Annotated in this window: 17 protein-coding genes and 1 pseudogene; 12 read left to right on the top strand and 6 right to left on the bottom strand. The window is 65.5% G+C overall.

What is annotated here, in order from left to right; genetic code table 11:
* Positions 1-96: 96 nt before the first annotated feature.
* The 5 genes from LMQ14_RS08960 (at position 97) to LMQ14_RS08980 (ending at position 4,423) form a co-directional block, all read left to right on the top strand.
* On the top strand, positions 97-1,542 hold the full coding sequence (locus tag LMQ14_RS08960) for a PPE domain-containing protein (RefSeq protein ID WP_267734395.1): 1,446 nt from the start codon (positions 97-99) through the stop codon (positions 1,540-1,542).
* Positions 1,543-1,708: 166 nt separating this feature from the next.
* On the top strand, positions 1,709-2,980 hold the full coding sequence (locus LMQ14_RS08965; RefSeq protein WP_267734396.1) for an EspA/EspE family type VII secretion system effector: 1,272 nt from the start codon (positions 1,709-1,711) through the stop codon (positions 2,978-2,980).
* Positions 2,981-3,000: 20 nt separating this feature from the next.
* On the top strand, positions 3,001-3,318 hold the full coding sequence (locus tag LMQ14_RS08970) for a type VII secretion target (RefSeq protein WP_267734397.1): 318 nt from the start codon (positions 3,001-3,003) through the stop codon (positions 3,316-3,318).
* 43 nt (positions 3,319-3,361) lie between these two features.
* Positions 3,362-4,015, top strand: a complete 654-nt coding sequence (locus tag LMQ14_RS08975) for a secretion protein EspD (RefSeq protein WP_267734398.1) — start codon at positions 3,362-3,364, stop codon at positions 4,013-4,015.
* A gap of 45 nt (positions 4,016-4,060) precedes the next feature.
* Positions 4,061-4,423: a YbaB/EbfC family nucleoid-associated protein gene (locus tag LMQ14_RS08980; RefSeq protein ID WP_324291113.1), complete on the top strand. Its 363-nt coding sequence runs from the start codon at positions 4,061-4,063 to the stop codon at positions 4,421-4,423.
* A gap of 21 nt (positions 4,424-4,444) precedes the next feature.
* Here LMQ14_RS08980 and LMQ14_RS08985 read toward each other — a convergent pair whose 3' ends face one another.
* The 3 genes from LMQ14_RS08985 to LMQ14_RS08995 all read right to left on the bottom strand — a co-directional run bounded on the left by LMQ14_RS08985 (position 4,445) and on the right by LMQ14_RS08995 (position 8,463).
* Complete coding sequence (locus LMQ14_RS08985) at positions 4,445-6,370, bottom strand: secretion protein EspK (protein ID WP_420714626.1); 1,926 nt, start codon at positions 6,368-6,370, stop codon at positions 4,445-4,447.
* Between the two features lie 98 nt (positions 6,371-6,468).
* A complete protein-coding gene (locus LMQ14_RS08990) occupies positions 6,469-7,548 on the bottom strand; it encodes a glycosyltransferase family 9 protein (protein ID WP_267734400.1) in 1,080 nt (359 codons plus the stop codon).
* Positions 7,549-7,620: 72 nt separating this feature from the next.
* The gene (locus tag LMQ14_RS08995) at positions 7,621-8,463 is read right to left on the bottom strand and encodes a ribonuclease Z (RefSeq protein ID WP_267734401.1); all 843 of its coding nucleotides are present in this window, start codon (positions 8,461-8,463) and stop codon (positions 7,621-7,623) included.
* A gap of 146 nt (positions 8,464-8,609) precedes the next feature.
* On the opposite strand from LMQ14_RS08995, the gene LMQ14_RS09000 reads away from it, so the two are divergent.
* Positions 8,610-9,038 carry a CBS domain-containing protein gene (locus LMQ14_RS09000; protein WP_267734402.1) on the top strand — a complete coding sequence of 143 codons (429 nt, stop codon included), beginning with the start codon at positions 8,610-8,612 and terminating at the stop codon, positions 9,036-9,038.
* An 81-nt stretch (positions 9,039-9,119) separates the two neighbouring features.
* Here the strand turns inward: LMQ14_RS09000 and LMQ14_RS09005 are convergent, their stop codons facing one another.
* Positions 9,120-9,722: a type II toxin-antitoxin system PemK/MazF family toxin gene (locus LMQ14_RS09005; RefSeq protein ID WP_267734403.1), complete on the bottom strand. Its 603-nt coding sequence runs from the start codon at positions 9,720-9,722 to the stop codon at positions 9,120-9,122.
* A gap of 23 nt (positions 9,723-9,745) precedes the next feature.
* Between LMQ14_RS09005 and lepA the strand changes: the two genes are divergently transcribed.
* Positions 9,746-11,695, top strand: coding sequence for a translation elongation factor 4 (lepA, locus tag LMQ14_RS09010; RefSeq protein WP_267734404.1), 1,950 nt, complete (start codon positions 9,746-9,748; stop codon positions 11,693-11,695).
* 17 nt (positions 11,696-11,712) lie between these two features.
* The gene (locus tag LMQ14_RS09015) at positions 11,713-12,441 is read left to right on the top strand and encodes a sensor domain-containing protein (RefSeq protein ID WP_267734405.1); all 729 of its coding nucleotides are present in this window, start codon (positions 11,713-11,715) and stop codon (positions 12,439-12,441) included.
* A 41-nt stretch (positions 12,442-12,482) separates the two neighbouring features.
* Here the strand turns inward: LMQ14_RS09015 and LMQ14_RS09020 are convergent.
* Positions 12,483-14,393: pseudogene (locus tag LMQ14_RS09020) on the bottom strand (glycoside hydrolase family 15 protein); the annotation flags it as partial.
* A 205-nt stretch (positions 14,394-14,598) separates the two neighbouring features.
* On the bottom strand, positions 14,599-15,843 hold the full coding sequence (locus LMQ14_RS09025) for an FAD-dependent oxidoreductase (RefSeq protein ID WP_420714627.1): 1,245 nt from the start codon (positions 15,841-15,843) through the stop codon (positions 14,599-14,601).
* A 28-nt stretch (positions 15,844-15,871) separates the two neighbouring features.
* Between LMQ14_RS09025 and LMQ14_RS09030 the strand changes: the two genes are divergently transcribed.
* The 4 genes from LMQ14_RS09030 to cysW all read left to right on the top strand — a co-directional run bounded on the left by LMQ14_RS09030 (position 15,872) and on the right by cysW (position 19,133).
* Entirely contained in the window at positions 15,872-16,075 is a 204-nt protein-coding gene (locus LMQ14_RS09030; RefSeq protein ID WP_267734407.1) for a hypothetical protein, read from the top strand.
* A 324-nt stretch (positions 16,076-16,399) separates the two neighbouring features.
* Positions 16,400-17,437, top strand: a complete 1,038-nt coding sequence (locus LMQ14_RS09035; protein WP_267734408.1) for a sulfate ABC transporter substrate-binding protein — start codon at positions 16,400-16,402, stop codon at positions 17,435-17,437.
* Entirely contained in the window at positions 17,434-18,318 is an 885-nt protein-coding gene (cysT, locus tag LMQ14_RS09040; RefSeq protein WP_267734409.1) for a sulfate ABC transporter permease subunit CysT, read from the top strand. Before LMQ14_RS09035 ends, cysT begins: the two co-directional genes overlap by 4 nt.
* Entirely contained in the window at positions 18,315-19,133 is an 819-nt protein-coding gene (gene cysW, locus LMQ14_RS09045; RefSeq protein WP_267734410.1) for a sulfate ABC transporter permease subunit CysW, read from the top strand. Before cysT ends, cysW begins: the two co-directional genes overlap by 4 nt.
* The last annotated feature ends 7 nt before the right edge of the window (positions 19,134-19,140 follow it).

The following is a 19,140-nucleotide window of genomic DNA, read 5'->3' on the forward strand; positions in this document are numbered from 1 at the left end:
TTACGATGGCCTCGCCCGCGCGGCCCGGCCGTCAGCGTGCGCTCGATTGACCACCGATCTCGTGATGGTGACTTCGGCGAAGAAGGAGACTCGTCCATGGCCGAGATGCTCAAGGTCGAGTATGACGAGCTGATGGCCAGGGCCGCCGAACTCGAAGTGCCGCTGCCCGCCCCGCCACCCGAGAGCGCGCGGCCGCCGTGCGCCATTTCTTTCACCGTGGATTCCGGCACGCAGCTGGACTACTCTGCCAGCGCGATTCGCGAAAGTATCAAACGAGCCGAAGCGGAATATCGGGTACTGGCGGAGTCGCTGCGAAACGCGGCGCTGGCCTACGAAGAAGCCGACCAGGCGGCCGCGGACGCGCTCACCAACGAGTCGTCGGCCACGCCCGAGTCCGCGAGCACACCTGCGGCGCAGAAAACCGGCAGGGACGAAAGCTTCGCGCCGCCGCCGGAAACACCCGGATATGACGGTTATTACGACCTCAGGCAGGCGATTGAGGATATCGAGGCTCCCGACCAAGGGCCCGGGTACACCAAATTCGAGAATGACTGGAACGCCTATGTTTTGGCGTTGCAATCGGACGAGGTCATGCGACGCTTCCGCCCATTCGAGTACTGGGAAGGCGAGTCGGCGGCGGCGGTCGAAGCCAATTTCGAACAACAGAAGAAATATCTGATCCAGCTGGGCGGCGGCTCTTGCTACCAGGTTGCCGATCAGGCCAGCAGGGTTGTCGAGGCGCACAAATGGGCCATCACGGTCCACCCCTCGTCCTATGAGCTATACATCACCGACTACTGGTACGACGAGTACGGGAGGAGGGGAGACATCGCCAGACAAAACGACAGTCTGACGTGGTACGTCGACATGCAGGAAAGGTCGGAGACGGTGCTGGCCGAGTACTACAGCCGCGCGACTTTGCCGTTAGCGCTGGTATATCCCACCAACCCTCCCGCCGCGGTCACTGTCAAGGCGCCCCTTCAGATACCGGATAACGCCGAAGAAATCATCCGTGGCGCGATCGGTGGCGCTATTGGTGGTGTTGTCGATGCCGGCACTGGGGTGGCCAAACCCGACGCCCTTGCTTCGCCGCTGTCCAACGCGAACTTGTCCGACATGGTCAGCAGCCTCAGCGATATGGCCAGCCAAACCGACACGGCCAGTGACCCATTCGCTAATACGGCGCCGCCACCGCCGATGGTTGCGCCCGGCCTGCCGAAGGCGGGTGGGGTCAAGCCGGCGTCAGTGGGTGGCGGCGGCATGCCTTCGGCGCCGTTGCAGGCTCCGTCGGACGCCGGTGCGGCGACGTCGGGTGCGGCGGCACGACCCGGCGCGGGCGGCGTGAACCCCGGAGCGGGCGGTGCGATGGGCGGTCGCGGCGCCATGGGCGGCGGGATGCCGATGGGCGCCGGGGCAGGCCAGGGCCAGGGCAAGGACAGCAAGGCCAAACGCTACGGGGACGAAGAGGACATCTACACCGAAGAGCGGCCGTGGACTTCGTCCGTCATCGGTGTTCGCCGGCGCAACGACGCACCCGAGTGACGCTGCACGGGGTCGGGTCAACCGCGCCGTGTTTGCGTCGTCCGACACAGGTGAACAACAGTCGACGCTGGAGCGGCGTAGGCGTGTCGTACGGTCAAAGTGCCTGGTACACAGCGAGATTGGTGCGCGCGACGACTCGGAGCGCTGTTAGAGTTCAGTCAAATTATTGCCGCGCGATTCCAGAGAAATTGGGAGGAAATTAGCGATGCCCAAGATTTCAGATACCTGGAAGCCCGGTTTCAGCACGGTCGCGGCGGGTAAAGCCTTCGCGACGGGCAATTACGCCGATGGCACGCTCAACCTTGTCCTCGCTCTCGGCCAGGCCGGGTATGCGATCGGGAAAAACTATCTTCCTAAATCGGTGGCGGGCGACCTACTCGGTCCTCGCAAAGAGGGCAAAGAATCGTTAAGGGACTCGTTCGGGGTAGAGGCCGTCATCCTGGAACGCGGGATACAGATTGTGACCGCGCTGACGCTGTTGCTCGGCAGTGGCAAGGAACAGGGTCAGACGTATGAAGCGGCATCGAGTTATTTCAAACTAGCCTGGGAAAACCTGAAGGATGCGGCGGTTGTCGGCGACTCGTGGTTGGGTACGGCGGCCGATTCCTATAACGCGCTAAACGCCCAGCAGACAGAATGGGCGACCATTATGGAAGGCCTTGATCTTCAGGTCGCGGCGCTCCTCCAGCAGAACTCCGACACGCTTGGCAATTGCAAGATCACCCTGACGAGCGTCCGGGCCTTTTACACCGCTTGCATCCCGGTAGCGGCCACTCTGCGATGGGCCTATGGCCCAGCCGGGGAAGCGATTTCGATAACGTTCCAGTGGGCAATGTTGTTGGTTGGTTTGCCGGTGGCTCTCTCCGCGTGTGTGGTCGCGTTTACCAAAGCGGCGGACAACGGGGCTGCCCTCCAGGCGGTTACCGCCGAATACACCGCCGTTGCCGCCAGCGCGACCGGCACGGGTTCGGAATACGCGCCGCCCGCGGAAGCGCCCGCGCCGAAGTCGACGGTGAGCGAGTTCGACGAGATCAACGCCGGATCATCGGCCGCGGCGTCCGGTGGTTTTGGCCAGGGCGCCGCGTTGCCCGCGGGCACCCCGAGTTCGTCCCCCGGTGCCGTGAGCACTGGCGAAGCCGAGAGTCCTTCGGGTGACTGGTCGGGCGCACCGTCGTTGGAGGGTGCGGTGCCGCAGGCCGGCGGCTCACCGGCCTACGCCTCGCCCGCCGTCGGTCGGATGCCGAGCGCGGTGTCGGGCGCACCGACCTCGTCCCCATCGCCCGCGGCGGCCGGAGCAAAGGGGACCGCCGCGCACGAGCCGACCGCCGACGAGGAAGGTGTTCTCGAGGGGGCGGCCACGGGCGCCGAGGCTGCTGAACGAGCGCCCGTCGGCACCCCCGCCGACGGCACCGAATCGGTGCACGAACGCGTCCGCTGAGCCGTGGAAAGAGGAAATCGATGCCAGACAAGATGCAAGTAACAACCGCATACCTAGAAAAATTGGCTGTCGAGCAGGACGAAGCCGCGGCCGAAATCAACAATGCCATGTCAGCAGCCAATGGGTTGGCGTACAAACTGGTTTGGGATCATGGCTTGATCTCCGCGGTGTTCTGGGGAGCAATGTTCGGCACCGAGAGTGAACGCGAAGCCGCGTGCAACAACATGATCGCCGTATCCACTGATATGGCCGCAAATCTGCGCACCAGCGCGGCCGCCTATACGAGCACCGACGCGCAGTCCAGCAAGAACCTCGGCCGACAGATTTTGCCCGGCTGAATTCGGCAACCTACTGCCAGAGTTCGGAAAGAGAGACGCCAGAGTGGACACCACGCAACACGGACACGGCGACGAGGACGGATATTCCGCCGCCGCATGGGATTTCGGCGACAACCCGGAAAGCGGTGGACACCAGGATTTCGGCGACGGGTTTGGCCAGGACAGCGGTGCGTTTGATTTCGGCGACGGTTCCGGCCACGACTATGCCGAGCCGTCGGCGATAGACGCGTTGGTCGCGAACGAACCGGCGGAGCCCGCGTACGCAGCGGCCGAGTCGCGCTTGATGGACACGCTGGCCGAGCACGCAGGCGACCTCGGGGCCACCGGTGCCGACGACGACGAAGACGCATTGCCGACAGCCAAGGTGACTAATCCGCCCGAGAGCGTGTCGGTGACGGCGACCATGGACGGCAGAGTCGCGACGGTCGAACTGTCGGCGGATGCGGCAAAGATGAATGAATCCGCGCTTGCCGACGAGATACTCGCCATCGCGGACCTTGCTCGGCAACGGGCCCTATCGATTCAGCACTCCTTCGTGCTTGATGCCTTCCGGCACCTGGGGATAACGGATCCAGAGGATGAAGAGTTCGTCGCCGAAGCGCTGGAAACGGGCGTGACCGAATTGCGGTCGCCGGACCAGGCTATTCGGGCGCAGGCGGAGGTATTCGCCACGCGGTACACCAGCGATGACGTCTGAGCACCCGACGGGCCCGGGCAGAGACCCCCGACATAAGGACGCCAGATGAGCAATGAGATGCACCCGATAGTTGCCGAGGCGCTGCGCACGGTGGAGCAGATTCAGTCGATGGGGGACGCGGATGCCGCCCACTTGAAGAACGAATCCTTCAGGGGCGCAGACGAAACGGAGACCGTCAAGGTAACGCTCGATGGCCGGCAGTGGCTCACCGGCCTGTACATCGCGGACGGCTTGCTGCGACTGGGCGTTGAAACGGTGGCGCTGCGGGTCAACGAAGCGATACAAAACGCGCAGGCCACCGCGACGGCGGCCGTCGCAGCCCAGCAGCAGGAATTCATCGAGTCGCTGGGAAGGCTTGCCGATTCGCTGACCGAAACGATCGGGACGGGCGAAGCCAAACCGCAGTAACGGCAACGCCTTTGGTGGCAGTTAGGCCTTCACGGCCGACTTCGGTGATGGCGTTGCGGCTTCGAGCAACTCGGCGACGTGCTTCCAGTAGAGCCAGTCAGCGACGGCGGAACGCTGGGCGGGTGGCTCGGCCGCCGCGCGCGCCTCACCGACGATCACCTCGTGCGCGTGGGCGGCGTAGGCGCGGAACGCCCGCAGGTGTGCCGCCGATCGGCCGGTCGCGCGGCTGGACAACGGTCTCATCGTCTCCAGCCACAACTTCGAGCGCCGGTCGGCGGGCGGGCCGGCCGGCGGCGCCGGCAACAGGGCGACCAACCGCGAGTCGGGAGTGCCCGCCAGGCGCTCTGCGGCTTCGGGATGAACGACTTCCAGCCGGGACCGGCCGGCCATCGCGCCGCTTTCCGGGATGTCCTCGGGCTTCAGCACCACCGTGGCGACGCCGGGATCGGAATCACCGAACTGCTCCTGCGTCGCAATCACCGCCCGCAGCTTGGTGTTTCGATGTTCTGCCCACCCCTGCACGGCGATCACGGGGTAGGTGGCCCAGCGGGCCCGCTCGGTGGCCGGAACCGTCTGCTCGGCACTGGCCATGTGTACCTGGTCGGGCAACTGCACCCCGTCCGGGATGTAGGCCAGCCCATAGTTGTTGGCGACCACGATGACGCCCTCGGTGGTCACCGCGGTCACCCAGAAGAACTTCAAATGGTTGGCGCCGCCACCGTCGGGCGCGTTGAGCGCCGCGGCGATGCGGCGCGCGAGTACCAAGGGATCCGCCTCGCCGCGGCGCGCGGCGTCCGCGGCCGCATCGCGCTCGGCCCGCGCCGCCGAAACCGGAACCGCCGCACCCGCATCCGATTCGGTGCGTTGCGCCGACTTCGGGCGGGCAGCGGCCGCGCTGCGCGGTGATGGACGGGCCGCCGCCGGTCGAGTGCTCGGCGATGCGCCTGTCGGGTTCTGCCCGACCGGCGCACTCGAGCCGGCGGCCGTGCCCGAACCCGCGGCGGCACCACGTGGTCCGGGTGGCGCGGCCGGCACGCCCGTCGCCGATGCCGGGGCCATCGCCGGACCCGTATCCCGGGGCCCTGCCCACTGCGCGGCCGGAGCCGCGGGCGTGGCCGGCAGGGTGGTGTTGCGGCCGCCGGCGCCGATTGGCGGTGCGGACTCCGCCGGGGCCAACGGTTTTGGTGCGGTCGGTGGGACGACGGGAGCGGTCCCGCCGGTCGCGGCGGTCGGGGCTACCGGCATGGGTGCCATCACCGTCGATGGTGGTGGGGCGGTGGCGACCGGCGGGGGAGTCGCGGTCGACGGCTGCGAGGAACCGTCCGGTGAACCCTGCCCCCACGATCGACCCGACCGCTGCCGGTCTCGGTCACCCAACAGCGGGTCTCGCGTTTCTGACTCTGGCGGCGGTGCTTTCTGGTCGAGCAGATCCTGCAGTGCGCGCTCCGGCGGCTTCCAGTCCTTGCTCTCCAGAATCTGCTCCGCGGTGCCCGCGAGCACGCTGACATTGGCGGCATGCGTCGCGCTGACTACCGAATTGATGGCGGCGGTTCGCTCGGCGGGCTCGAGTTTGGAATCCTGCTCGATCAGGTTGATCTGCCGCTGCGCAGCATCCACGTTGTCACCGATGTCCGACTTCGCCTGCTCGATCGACCCGGCGACCTTTCGCTGCCAGGTAATCGCGGTGGCCAAATCGTTTTGCAGCTTCACCAATTCGTCGATATTTGTTTCGAGCTCGCCGTTGGCGGCACCGGCCGCACCGCCCGACCAGAGGCCACCCACGAAGATCTCACCCTGCTGCTGCCGGAAGGTGTCCAGCACCTCGGTTACCTGCCGCAACACCTGCATGTACTGCTGGGCTCGGTTGTAGAAGGCGTCTTCGGCTACGTCCGGCCACCCGCCGGCGTCGAGCATGCCTTCGGCAAACCCGCCCGTCGGCCTGACCATGCCCATAACCTAGGTCCTCTCCCAACGCCGGGCCCCCGCAGCGGGGGTGGCGGCCAGCAAGTTATCGGTCGCGGGCTTGGCGCGCTTGGTCAACAAGCTTAATCGAGGTGACGGCAAGGTAATTCCGCCAATACGTGTTCTTCGGCGATGTCGTCCAATGCACCCAACACCTCGTCGACGCTGATGTCCGCCATCTTTCGCTGATCGAGGTGCCGGTGTGGCCCGAACCGGAATCCCCAGGTCACCGATCGCGTCGGGCCGAACAGTCCGACACCCGGAACTCGCGCGAGATCAGCGGCATGGAGCATGCAGGAATCGACGCCCAAGAAAAGGTCCGCGTTGGCGACCATGCTCATGCTGAGATCGAGCGGCAGCCCGAGATGGGAATTAACGCGGTCACGTTCACGCCCGACGTCGAGTTCTTCGTGTCCCATCCCGACGACCCACGCCACGAATTCGGGATGACTCGACAGGAATCGGTCCAGCAGATCGATGAAACGTGTAACAGGCCAACGCTTTTCTTTCCAATCGGTGTCGGCATGCACGACGAGCACCCTGGTCCCGGCGGGCAGCGCGGCACGCATCGACCGGGCTTGCTCCTGCACGGACGGCGGGACGGACACCGGCCGGGCGTAGTTCTCGATCCGTAGCGAAGGATCGAAGAGACGTGCCAACTTGAACAGCAAGTCGCAGGCGTGCCACGCCTGTTTGGGAACGGTCACGTCGTATTGCGCGTAGTCGCTGGGGAAGCCGATGGTCGTGGTGGGGGCAAGGCGTCGCTGAAGATCCCGAAAAGTTTCCATCGGCAGGTTTGTGCTCACGGCGTTGATGAACACGTCGACAGGGCCGAGCTGGTCAGCCAAGGCTGAACAGTCGGGGGATCGAACGGGAAGAACGGATGGCCCCGTTTCCGGTACTCCGGTGACGTCGACGAGGCGGGGACTCACCTCCCGGAAACAGAGGTCGAAGGCCACCTTGGGAGAGACCAGTGTCAGTGGGGCGTCGAACATTTCGCTTAACGCGCGCACCGTCGGCAGCGTCATGACCGAGTCGCCGATGTTGGCGGCGAAATACAACGCGGGCCTGCGTGCCCGGAGCAGATGGGACAGCGTGCCGGGTTCGATGTCTGCCCAGTGCTCGTCCGGGTGAGCTGCACGTTCGCTCAGGCGACCATCCACCAGCCAGAGCTTAGCCGCCACCGCGGTGCTGCCGCATCGCGAGAACCAGCCTGGGCCAAGCGAAGTCAATGGCTACGGCCGTGGTGGGACCTCGACGCGGTGCAAGTCGTCGCCCAGCTCGATGCGCCCGCCGAATTCCGAAGCGGCCAGCGTCCGCCACTGTTCTTCTTGTCCGGGCACCAGCGCCGGCACATAGTGCGTCATGACCAAGGTGGCGACCCCCGCGCGGGCCGCGGTCGCCGCGGCTTCTTCGACCGACGAGTGGTAGTCGCAGATGTCCTGCAGCCGCTGCTGTGGGATCTGCGTGACGATGTCCTTGCGGATCACGGTGTGCACCAAGGCGCCCGCCCCGGCCGCCAGTTCGTCCAGGCCCGCGCACGGCACCGTGTCCCCGGCCAGTACCACCGAGGCGCCGCCGGCGTCGATCCGGAACCCGATGGTCGGTGCCACCGGCCGGTGGTCGGTGGGCGCCACCCGAATCGAGACGCCGTCGCGGTCCCACACCAGACCCTCGGTGTATTCGTGCACCTCGATCGGTGGCGGCGTGTTCAGGTCGTCGTGATGGGCGATCCGGTAGCTGATGTCGTGGCCGAACGCCTTCAGGGTGGCCTCGACGGTTTCCGCGGTGCCCGGTGGCCCGATGATCGGGAACGGCGCCGGATCGGGCGTGAACGTGGTGATCCACCGCGTGATGAGCAGGTCGCCGAGATCGCCGATGTGGTCGCTGTGCAGGTGGGTGAGCAGCAGCGCCGACAAGCCGGCGGCGCCCACGCCGACGGCCGCGGCGCGCTGCAGGACGCCCCGCCCACAATCCACCAGGAACACCTGTCCGCCGGCCCGCACCAGTGTCGCCGGCCCCGCTCGGTTCGGGTCGGGGATGGGACTGCCGGTTCCCAACAGGGTGATCTCGATCATGGCCCAATCCTTCAAGATGCGTCGGCGGATTGTGGCCCAATCGACTGATCACTGGGATCGGCGGTTGTCTTTTTCGCGTTGCCTTTCCCGCCGCGCGAGATAGCCGTAGCCTGGTGTGAAGCAGATCACAACCAGCTGGAGGCTTGATGCGGATAGCGGACGTTTTGCGTAACAAAGGTGCGGCGGTCACGACGATCAATCCCGACGCGACGGTCCGGGAACTGCTCGCCGGCCTCGCCGAGCAAAACATCGGCGCCATGGTGGTGGTGGGAGACGAGGGAGTGGTCGGCATCGTGTCCGAGCGCGACGTCGTGCGCCAACTGCACGCGCATGGCCCCAGCATGCTCACCCGCCCGATCTCCAAAATCATGACCGCGACCGTTGCGACCTGCACGAAGGCCGACACGGTCGACGAGATCAGCGTGCTGATGACCAAGAACCGGGTGCGCCACGTGCCCGTGCTGGACGGTAAGAAGCTGATCGGCATCGTCAGCATCGGTGACGTCGTGAAGACGCGCATGGAAGAGCTCGAGGCCGAACAGCAGCAGCTGCAGTCCTACATCACGCAAGGCTGATCGCCCTTTTCGCCGAACGTGCAACCACAGCGAAAAATCCGCCCCTCTTCGCCCTGAGAGCACGTTTGGCGATGGAGTGCGTCAGCGCCAGGCGTAGTCGGTGCGCAGGCGGGCAGCGACCACGTCGAAGATCTCGCGTTCCAGGATCGCGCCCTCGCGGCGAATGCCCGCTTCGGGCACGTCGAGCACCCGGTCCAGCCGCACCCAGCTTTGCCTGCCCTCGTAATCCCAGTCGCCGGCACCGATCCCGACCCAATCCGGGTCGGCGGCATAGTGCTCCTGGCTGGACAGCATGAGCCCGAGCAGGATGCCGCGGTCGCGGCCCACGACCAGGACCGGGCGGTCCTTTCCGCGGGTGGGATCGTCCTCGTAGACCACCCACGTCCAGACGATTTCCCCGGGATCGGCCCGGCCGTCGAGGTCGGGGGCGTAGACGACCTTGCGGGCCCGTTGTGCGGTCGGGAAACTGTCGCTGGTCACCGGCCGGCCCTCGGTGATCGACGCCGGCTCCGACTCGCCGCTGGAAGCCCGGGCGTTCGCGGTGGTTTTCACGACCTGTTCGATTTCGCGGTACACGGCGTGCGCGGTCTGCACTTGCTGGATGAATCGCGGAACCCCGTAGACGACCACGTTCTGAGCAAACCGCTGGAAAGTTCTCCATTGCGTTTTCCGGCCGGACGCCATAGTCGCAGCATAGTCGTCAGCCGATGGGCGCGACTGTGTCCGAGTGTGTCCCGACCAGCCCGCATGGATACCCTGGACGTACCCGCGAACCGCGGTCAAGCAGCATCAACAGCACCCGCCAGGAGATCCCCATCAGCAGTTTCGCCGACAAGACGTTCACCGCGCCGGCGCAGATCAGGAACTTCTGCATCATCGCTCATATCGACCACGGCAAGTCCACGTTGGCCGACCGGATGCTTCAGCTGACCGGCGTCGTCGCCGAGCGGGACATGCGTGCGCAGTACCTCGACCGGATGGACATCGAGCGCGAGCGCGGCATCACCATCAAGGCGCAGAACGTGCGGCTGCCGTGGAAAGTCGAAGAGACCGACTACGTCCTGCACCTGATCGACACCCCGGGTCACGTTGACTTCACCTACGAGGTGTCCCGCGCGCTGGAGGCCTGCGAGGGCGCGGTGCTGCTGGTCGACGCGGCGCAGGGCATCGAGGCCCAGACGCTGGCAAACCTCTACCTGGCGCTGGATCGCGACCTGCACATCATTCCGGTGCTCAACAAGATCGACCTGCCGGCCGCGGACCCGGAGCGCTATGCGGGCGAGATCGCGCACATCATCGGCTGCGAACCGGGCGACGTCCTGCGCGTCTCCGGCAAGACCGGCGAGGGCGTGACCGACCTGCTCGACCACGTGGTGCGCGAGGTGCCGCCGCCGCAGGGCGACGCCGACGCGCCCGCCCGCGCGATGATCTTCGACTCCGTCTACGACATCTACCGCGGTGTGGTGACCTACGTCCGCGTGGTGGACGGCAAGATCACGCCCCGCGAGCGCATCGCGATGATGTCCACCGGTGCCGTGCACGAGCTGCTCGAGGTCGGCATCGTCTCGCCCGACCCCAAGCCCAGCGACGGCCTGGGTGTGGGGGAGGTGGGCTACCTGATCACCGGCGTCAAGGACGTCCGCCAATCCAAGGTGGGTGACACCGTGACGACGGCCCGGCGCGGTGCCACCGAAGCGCTGACCGGCTACCGCGAACCCAAGCCGATGGTCTACTCGGGTCTGTATCCCGTGGACGGCTCCGACTACCCGGACCTGCGCGACGCCCTGGACAGGCTGCAGCTCAACGATGCGGCCCTGACCTACGAGCCGGAGACCTCGGTGGCGTTGGGCTTCGGTTTCCGGTGCGGGTTCCTGGGGCTGCTGCACATGGAGATCACCCGCGAGCGCCTGGAGCGCGAATTCGATTTGGACCTGATCTCGACGTCGCCGAACGTCGTGTACCGGGTGGTCAAGGAGGACAACAGCGAAATCGTGGTGACCAACCCGTCGGACTGGCCAGAAGGCAAGGTGCGCACGGTGTATGAGCCCATCGTGAAGACCACCGTCATCGCGCCCAGCGAGTTCATCGGCACCATCATGGAGCTGTGTCAGTCGCGCCGCGGTGAGCTCGGCGGCATGGACTACCTGTCGCCGGAGCGCGTCGAGCTGCGCTACTCGATGCCGTTGGGGGAGATCATCTTCGACTTCTTCGACTCGCTGAAGTCGCGGACCCGCGGCTACGCCAGCCTGGACTACGAGGAGGCCGGCGAGCAGGAGGCGGATCTGGTCAAGGTCGACATCCTGCTGCAGGGCGAGGCCGTTGACGCGTTCAGCGCGATCGTGCACAAGGACGGGGCCTCGGCCTACGGCAACAAGATGACCACCAAGCTCAAGGAATTGATCCCGCGCCAGCAGTTCGAGGTACCGGTGCAGGCGGCTATCGGATCGAGAATCATTGCGCGCGAGAACATTCGCGCGATCCGCAAGGACGTGCTCTCCAAGTGCTATGGGGGAGACATCACCCGTAAACGCAAACTTCTGGAAAAGCAGAAGGAAGGCAAGAAGCGGATGAAAACCATTGGGCGCGTTGAAGTTCCGCAGGAGGCGTTTGTCGCCGCGCTGTCCAGCGATGCCGCGGGGGACAAAGCCAAGAAATGAGTAGACGGCGGTGCAGCGTGGCGCCGCTGATGGCGGTCCTGCTGGCTACCGGGTGTGCCGCGACGACCGGCGGCACGGCGCGGCCGGCGCCGAATCAACTGCCTCATCCGGTGATTGGTGAAAAGGTCAAACAGGTACCCTTGGATGCCGCGGCCTTGTCGAAGCTTCTCGACCGATCGTTCCAGGCCGTCTCGCAATTTCCGCCGTCCTTCGGTGGCGGTGAGATGTTGATCGATGCCTATCCATTGGCTTCGCCCGCCGGGTGCGTGGGTGTCGTCTACATGACCCATAAAAGCGTCTACCAGTCCGCCGACGTCAAGAACGTCGCTCAGGCGCTTTGGCAGCAGGAAGAATCCTCCGCAAGCGCGATCGACGTCGCCGAGGGCGTCGTCGCACTGCCCACGACGGCCGCAGCCAGCGCGTTGTTTGCGAAGTTCACCGAACAGTGGAAGCAATGCGACGGTAAAACGCTGACCGTGCCGTCCAGCAGTTTCACCCAGAACGCCATCAGCGACGTCCGTGTCGCTGATTCCGTTGTCGCAGCGAGTGTTTCGCGACAGGCCAGCGAGGATTCGAGTCTGCAGGCCGTCCCGGAAGTTCGTGCCCTCGGGGTGCGGGGGAACTGCCTGGTCGAGGTGGAGGTCGCCCTGGTCGGCAGCACCGACCTGACGGACCAGCCGTCCGCCAAGACCGATGCCGTCGCGATCGCGCACGCGATGATGGACAAGGTGAGTGCGCTGAGCTGACGCGCTCACACCTGTATTGCCTTGTAGGGTAACGGCTTTCGCTACATGGGCGCATTCGCGGGCTGGAACATCCCGGAGCCGTCGGATTCCTCTTCGGCGCGGATCACGTGTACCACCGCATTGATCAGCGCCAGATGGGTGAACGCTTGCGGGAAGTTGCCCAGGTGCCGGCCGGTGCGCGGCTCGATCTCCTCGGCGTAGAGATGCAGCGGGCTGGCGTAGGACAGCAGCCGCTCACACAGCCGCTTGGCCCGTCCCACCTCACCGATCTCGACCAACGCGGACACCAGCCAGAACGAGCAAATGGTGAACGTGCCTTCCTCGCCGGACAGCCCGTCGTCGGTCTGCTCGACCCGGTAGCGCAGCACCAGGCCTTCCTCGGTGAGTTCGTTCGCGATCGCCAGCACCGTGTTGCGCACCCGCGGATCGTCGGGCGGCAGGAATCGCGTCAGCACCACCAGCAGCAGCGAGGCATCCAGCGCGTCACTGCCGTAACGCTGCGTGAACACGCCGCGAGAGTCCACGCCGTTTTTGAGGATGTCGGCTTTCATCTCCTCGGCGATGACCCGCCACTGCTGGGCGTAGCTCTTCTCGCCTTGCCGCTCGGCCAGTTTGGACCCGCGGTCCAGCGCCACCCAGCACATCACCTTCGACGAGGTGAAGTGCTGCGGTTCCCCGCGCACCTCCCAGATGCCGCGGTCGGGCTCGCGCCAGTGCGCGATCGCCTCTTCCACCTGTTTCTTGAGCACCGGCCACAACGTCTCCGGAACCTGTTCGCGTGACTTGGCATGCAGGTAGAACGAATCCAGGATCGAGCCCCAAATGTCGTGCTGGATCTGGTCATAGGCGCCGTTGCCGATCCGCACCGGGCGCGCGTGGTCGTAGCCGGAAAGATGGTTCAGTTCCTCTTCGACCAGACTGCGCTCGCCACCGACTCCGTACATCACCTGCAGCGGATGGCGCTCGTTGTTGTTGGCGCCGGACACGTCGGCGATGAACGCGAAGAAGTCGTCGGCTTCGCGATCCAAGCCCAGCGTGTACAGGCCCCACAACGCGAAGGTCGAGTCGCGGATCCAGGCGTAGCGGTAGTCCCAGTTGCGCTCGCCCCGCGGCGTTTCCGGCAGCGACGTGGTGCTGGCGGCCAGCAGCGCGCCGGTGGGTGAATAGGTCAAGCCCTTCAGGGTGAGCGCGCTGCGCTGCAGATAGGCCCGCCACGGATGGTCCGGGAAGTTGCCGATGTTGATCCACTGCCGCCAGCACTCGGTGGTTTGCCACATCTTGTCGGCGGCCTCTTCGAAGGTCTGCGGCGCCGGGTGTTTGGTCCAGCTCAGGGCGACGAACACGTCGTCGCCCTCCTTCATCCGGGTGCGCGCCCGCGCTTCCCGCCCTTCCAGCCCGATGTTCAGGTTGCTGGTCAGCCGCAGCTGCGGATGGTCGTCCGGTTGTTTGCTGGCGGTAGCGAGCACCTCGCCGTAGGCGTTGGCGGAGTATTCCCAGGTGGGGCCGATGCGGTGGTAGTCGAAGGCCGGTTCGCAACTCATGACCAGCTCGACGGTGCCGCTGACACAGCGCACGGTGCGCAGCAGGATGTGCTCGGCATCCCAGTCCATCGGGGTGCGGCGATGGGTGCGTGAGCGCCGCTCGATGTCATGCCAGGGGCCCATCACCAGTGCGTCGCGCACAATCAGCCACCCGGTATGGGTCTGCCAGGTGGTTTCCATGATCAGGCTGCCGGGCAGGTAGCGCCGGGCCGAGGGCACCGAGACGCCATACGGGCCGAGCCGGAAGTGGCCGGCGCTGCGGTCCAGGATCGCGCCGAACACGCTCGGCGAGTCCGGCCGGGGCACGCACAGCCACTCGACCGAACCGGCGGGGGAGATCAGGCAGGTCGTTTCCCAGTCGGACAGAAATGCGTAGTCGGCGATCGGCGGAAACGGGTTGCGCAGCGCGCTGCCGGAGGTAAACGGTGCCGACGCGCTGAAATCGAGGGGCGAGGCCAGCGCCGGCTGGCGGCCCGATTGAAACGCCTGCTCAGGGGCGGAGTCGGCGGGCTGGTCGGCGGGTTCGGCGTGCATGACCATCTCGACATCATCATCTGTCGACCCGCCCGGCGTCCATCTTTTGCCGAGGTGGCGCGGTGCGGCGACGGCCGGCGGTTTATCCGTTCGGCCGGGCAAACTTCGGTGCGTGCTCGGACAGCGGGCCGATCGCCACCAAATAAGCGAGTAATCGCCGCAAGGCCGGGAACCGGCTGGCCAGTTGAACGCCCCGGGGCGCATTGGCATCGCTTCCGGCCACCACGTCGGCGACCACTTGGGCGTGGATCGTCCGTTGTACGGCCTGGATGATCGCCGTGGGTATCCAGCGGCGAACCTGCACCCGCAACAGCTCCCGAGTGGTTACCCGCCCGGCTTGCAGCGGGCCGGCCAGCAAGCGTGCGGTGGCTACGGCATCGGCGACCGCGAGGTTGATTCCGACGCCCCCGACCGGCGACATCGCGTGCGCCGCGTCGCCGATGCACAGGGCGCCGTCGGTGTACCAGCGGCGCAGCCGATTGAGCTGTACGTCAAGCAGTTTCACGTCATCGAACGACGACAGCGTGCCGACTCGGTCGGAAAGCCAGGGCACCAGACTCACCAGCACCTGGTGCAACGCCTCGATGCCCTCGGCTCGCATCTCGGTGTCGGTGCCCTTGGGAATGATGTAGGCGATCTGGTAGTAGTCGCCGCGGTCGATCATGATGAGCCCGTGTCCGGCCACGAACCTGCCGGCAAGTCCGCTCGGGTCGTCGGCGTGCCGAGGCAAGCGGAACCACCACACATCCATCGGGGCGCCGAACCCTCGCGGTTCGAGCCCGATCGCGGAGCGCACCGTGGACCCGCGCCCGTCGCAGGCCACCGTCAGCAGGGCGCGCATCTGCTTGCTCTCACCGCTCGGGTCGCGGTAGGTGACGCCGGTGACGCGGTCGCCGTCGCGAACCACTCCGGTCACCTCGGTGCTGCGCAACAGCCGGAAGGTGGGTTCCGTCTCGGCCGCCGAGGCCAACAACTCCAGGAAGTCCCACTGTGGCACCAGGGCGATGTGTTGGTGTGCACCCGGCAGGTGGGACAGGTCGAGGTTCAACGGTTGGCCTTGCATCTCTAATTGGATGGTGTCGATCAGACGGTGCGGGATCTGGGCGAACCGCGATCCCAAGCCGAGTTCGTCAAGCAGGCGCAACGTGCTCGCGTGCACGGTGTCGCCCCGGAAGTCACGCAGGAAATCGGCGTGTTTTTCCATCACCGTGACTCTTACGCCGCCCCGCGCTAACAGCAGGCCAAGCACCATACCGGCGGGACCGCCGCCGGCGATGACACAGGTGGTTTCCTCGGATGCGACAGGCACTCGCCGATCTTGACACATTGGTGTTTCGACTGCTCGGACGAATAGTGTGAGCCCGGTGAACGGGTTCCTCAATTGGTGGGACGGAAATGAGCTGTGGATTTCCGGACTTCCCTTCGTGCTGCAGGCCATGGTGGTGATGCCGGTCGTGCTGGCGGTCGCCTACTTCGCGGCGGTGGCGCTGGACGCCGTGCTCAGCAAAGGCATCGAATTGCTGCAGCGCGCGCGTCGGATCGACGGGACGCCCAGGTAACCCGCATGCCCCGGTCTCACGTGACGTTGGTTCTCGTCACGCTCGTGGTGTTGGTGATCGTCGCGTGGTGGGTGACGCACTGAGGCGGGCGCGCTGACTTGCGCCGAGACCCGGTCCGGTGGCGGGCCAGTGAATTCCTGTTAGGCTTCGCGCCATGCACGTGGCATCCGTTGTCTTGGACTGTCATAACTGCATGCACTGTTGTCGCTGACTACCAACCCCGTATGCGGTCTGGTATGGAGTAGGCGAATTCCCCTTCAGTTCTATATGCCATTCCGCAGCAACGGGAACAAGATCCGTAAGTCCCGCATTGGAAGGCCGCGAATGTTCAACGACATCGGCAGCGCACGGCGCTGGCGACCTTTCGGCGCGCTCGCGCTGATTTCCGTTGTCGTCGCGGCATGTAGTCCCGGCCCCAGTGACGTCGTTGGCGGCGGGGGGCCGTCGGGCGCGCACACCACCGTCACGCTGGTTGCGTACTCCGCGCCAGAACCCGGATGGAGCAAGGTGATTCCCGCATTCAACGCCTCCGAGGAGGGCAAGGGTGTGCAAGTGATCACTTCGTATGGAGCCTCCGGCGACCAGTCTCGAGGGGTGGCCGAGGGGAAGCCGGCCGACCTGGTGAATTTCTCGGTCGAACCGGACATCACTCGATTGGTCAAGGCGGGCAAGGTTTCCAAAGACTGGAATACCGATGCCACCAAAGGCATCCCGTTCGGGTCGGTGGTGACGTTCGTGGTACGCAAGGGCAATCCGAAGAACATTCGGGATTGGGACGACCTGCTGCGGCCCGGGATCGAAGTCATCACGCCCAGCCCGCTGAGTTCGGGATCGGCCAAGTGGAATCTGCTCGCGCCGTACGCCGCCAAAAGCGATGGCGGCAGGAATGGCCAAGCGGGGATCGACTTCGTCAGCCAGTTGGTGCGCGACCATGTGAAGTTGCGGCCCGGGTCGGGACGGGAAGCCACCGACGTTTTCGTCCAGGGCAGCGGCGACGTATTGATCAGCTACGAGAACGAGGCCATCGCCACTGAGCGGCAAGGGAAGCCGGTCGAACACGTCACCCCACCCCAGACCTTCAAGATCGAAAATCCGTTGGCGGTGGTCACGACGAGCCCGCACCTGGATTCCGCGAACGCGTTCAAGAACTTCCAGTACACCGCCGCGGCGCAGAAAGTGTGGGCGCAGGCCGGTTTCCGGCCGGTCGATCCCGCGATCGCCGCCGAATTCCGGAGTCAGTTCCCGGTGCCGGCGAAACTCTGGACGATCGCCGACCTGGGCGGCTGGGCCACGGTGGATCCCCAACTGTTCGACAAGAACAACGGCAGCATCACCAAGATCTATACGAAGGCCACCGGATGACGGCGGCGATCGTCCCGGATCCCGAGGCGATCCGGGTCCAGCTCGACGAGCCCGAGGGTAACGGGCCGCGCCGGCCGTCGGGGCTGGTCCGGCCGGGGCCCACATCGCTGCGGGTCGGCGTGGCGACGGTATGGCTGTCGGTGATCGTGCTGCTGCCGTTGGCCGCGATCGCCTGGCAGGCCGCCGGTGGTGGCTGGCACGCCTTCTGGCTGGCGGTCACGTCGCACGCGGCAGTGGATTCGTTCCGGGTGACCCTGACCATCAGCCTCGGGGTCACGGTGGTCAACACCGTGTTCGGTCTGCTGATCGCCTGGATTCTGGTGCGCGACGACTTCTTCGGTAGACGACTGGTCGATACCGTCATCGACTTGCCGTTCGCGCTGCCGACGATTGTCGCCAGCCTGGTGATGTTGGCCCTGTACGGAAACAACAGCCCGGTGGGCTTGCACCTGCAGCACACCGCGTGGGGTGTGGCAGTTGCACTGGCGTTCGTCACCTTGCCATTCGTGGTGCGCGCGGTTCAGCCGGTGTTGCTGGAAATCGACCGCGAGACCGAAGAGGCGGCCGCGTCGCTGGGCGCCAGCGGCCCGAAGATCTTCACCTCGGTGATCCTGCCGTCGCTGCTGCCGTCTCTGTTGTCCGGTGCGGGACTGGCGTTTTCGCGGGCCATCGGCGAGTTCGGTTCGGTGGTGCTGATCGGCGGGGCGGTGCCCGGCAAGACCGAAGTCTCGTCGCAGTGGATCCGGACCTTGATCGAGAACGACGACCGTACCGGCGCCGCGGCTATATCCATTGTGTTGCTGCTGATCTCATTCTTTCTGCTGTTCATTCTGCGAATCGCGGGTGTCCGCGCTGCGCGGCGGGAGGGGAGTGGCTCGTGACGTCGTCGCCGTGGGTTCGTTACCTCACTCGGTATCTCGGCCTGTCGTACGTCTTTGTGCTGTTGATAGTTCCGGTCTCGGTGATCCTGTGGCGGACCTTCGAGCCGGGGGTGGGCCAGTTCTATGACTGGGTGAGTACGCCGGCAGCGCAATCGGCGCTGGACTTGTCGCTGCTCGTGGTGGCGATCGTGGTGCCACTCAACGTGGTCTTCGGTATTCCCACGGCATTGGTGCTGGCGCGCAACAGGTTCCGCGGCAAGGGTGTGTTGCAGGCGGTCATCGACCTGCCCTTCGCTGTCTCGCCGGTCATCGTGGGCGTCGCCCTGATCCTGTTGTGGGGGTCGGCTGGTGCGTTCGGGTTTGTCGAAAGAGACTTCGGCTTGAAGGTCATCTTCGGCCTGCCGGGCATAGTCCTCGCCAGTATCTTCGTCACGCTGCCGTTCGTGGTCCGTGAAGTCGAACCGGTGCTCCACGAATTGGGAACGGACCAAGAACAGGCGGCCGCGACACTGGGTTCTAGTTGGTGGCAGACCTTTTGGCGGATCACCCTGCCTTCTATCCGATGGGGTCTGACCTACGGCATCATGCTGACCATCGCGCGCACGCTCGGTGAATACGGGGCGGTGATCATCGTGTCGTCCAACCTGCCCGGGAAATCGCAGACACTGACGCTGTTGGTCTCCGACCGCTACAACCGGGGCGCCGAGTACGGCGCCTACGCGCTATCCACACTGCTGATGGGAGTCGCCGTGGCCGTTCTGATCGTCCAGGTGATTCTCGACATTCGCCGAGCACGGGCGAACAAGGTTGCTTGACAAGGAG

Source organism: Mycobacterium sp. Aquia_213, assembly GCF_026625985.1.
Taxonomy (GTDB): Bacteria; Actinomycetota; Actinomycetes; order Mycobacteriales; family Mycobacteriaceae; genus Mycobacterium.

Bases quoted from the DNA above. Each gene is read 5' to 3' on its own strand.
- LMQ14_RS09025 (WP_420714627.1), bottom strand. From the start codon at position 15,843: ATGTGTCAAGATCGGCGAGTGCCTGTCGCATCCGAGGAAACCACCTGT.
- LMQ14_RS08995 (WP_267734401.1), bottom strand. From the start codon at position 8,463: ATGATCGAGATCACCCTGTTGGGAACCGGCAGTCCCATCCCCGACCCG.
- LMQ14_RS08985 (WP_420714626.1), bottom strand. From the start codon at position 6,370: ATGGTCAGGCCGACGGGCGGGTTTGCCGAAGGCATGCTCGACGCCGGC.
- cysT (WP_267734409.1), top strand. From the start codon at position 17,434: ATGACGGCGGCGATCGTCCCGGATCCCGAGGCGATCCGGGTCCAGCTC.
- LMQ14_RS09000 (WP_267734402.1), top strand. From the start codon at position 8,610: ATGCGGATAGCGGACGTTTTGCGTAACAAAGGTGCGGCGGTCACGACG.
- LMQ14_RS09005 (WP_267734403.1), bottom strand. From the start codon at position 9,722: ATGGCGTCCGGCCGGAAAACGCAATGGAGAACTTTCCAGCGGTTTGCT.
- LMQ14_RS08980 (WP_324291113.1), top strand. From the start codon at position 4,061: ATGAGCAATGAGATGCACCCGATAGTTGCCGAGGCGCTGCGCACGGTG.
- LMQ14_RS09035 (WP_267734408.1), top strand. From the start codon at position 16,400: ATGTTCAACGACATCGGCAGCGCACGGCGCTGGCGACCTTTCGGCGCG.
- LMQ14_RS08960 (WP_267734395.1), top strand. From the start codon at position 97: ATGGCCGAGATGCTCAAGGTCGAGTATGACGAGCTGATGGCCAGGGCC.
- lepA (WP_267734404.1), top strand. From the start codon at position 9,746: ATGGGCGCGACTGTGTCCGAGTGTGTCCCGACCAGCCCGCATGGATAC.
- LMQ14_RS08970 (WP_267734397.1), top strand. From the start codon at position 3,001: ATGCCAGACAAGATGCAAGTAACAACCGCATACCTAGAAAAATTGGCT.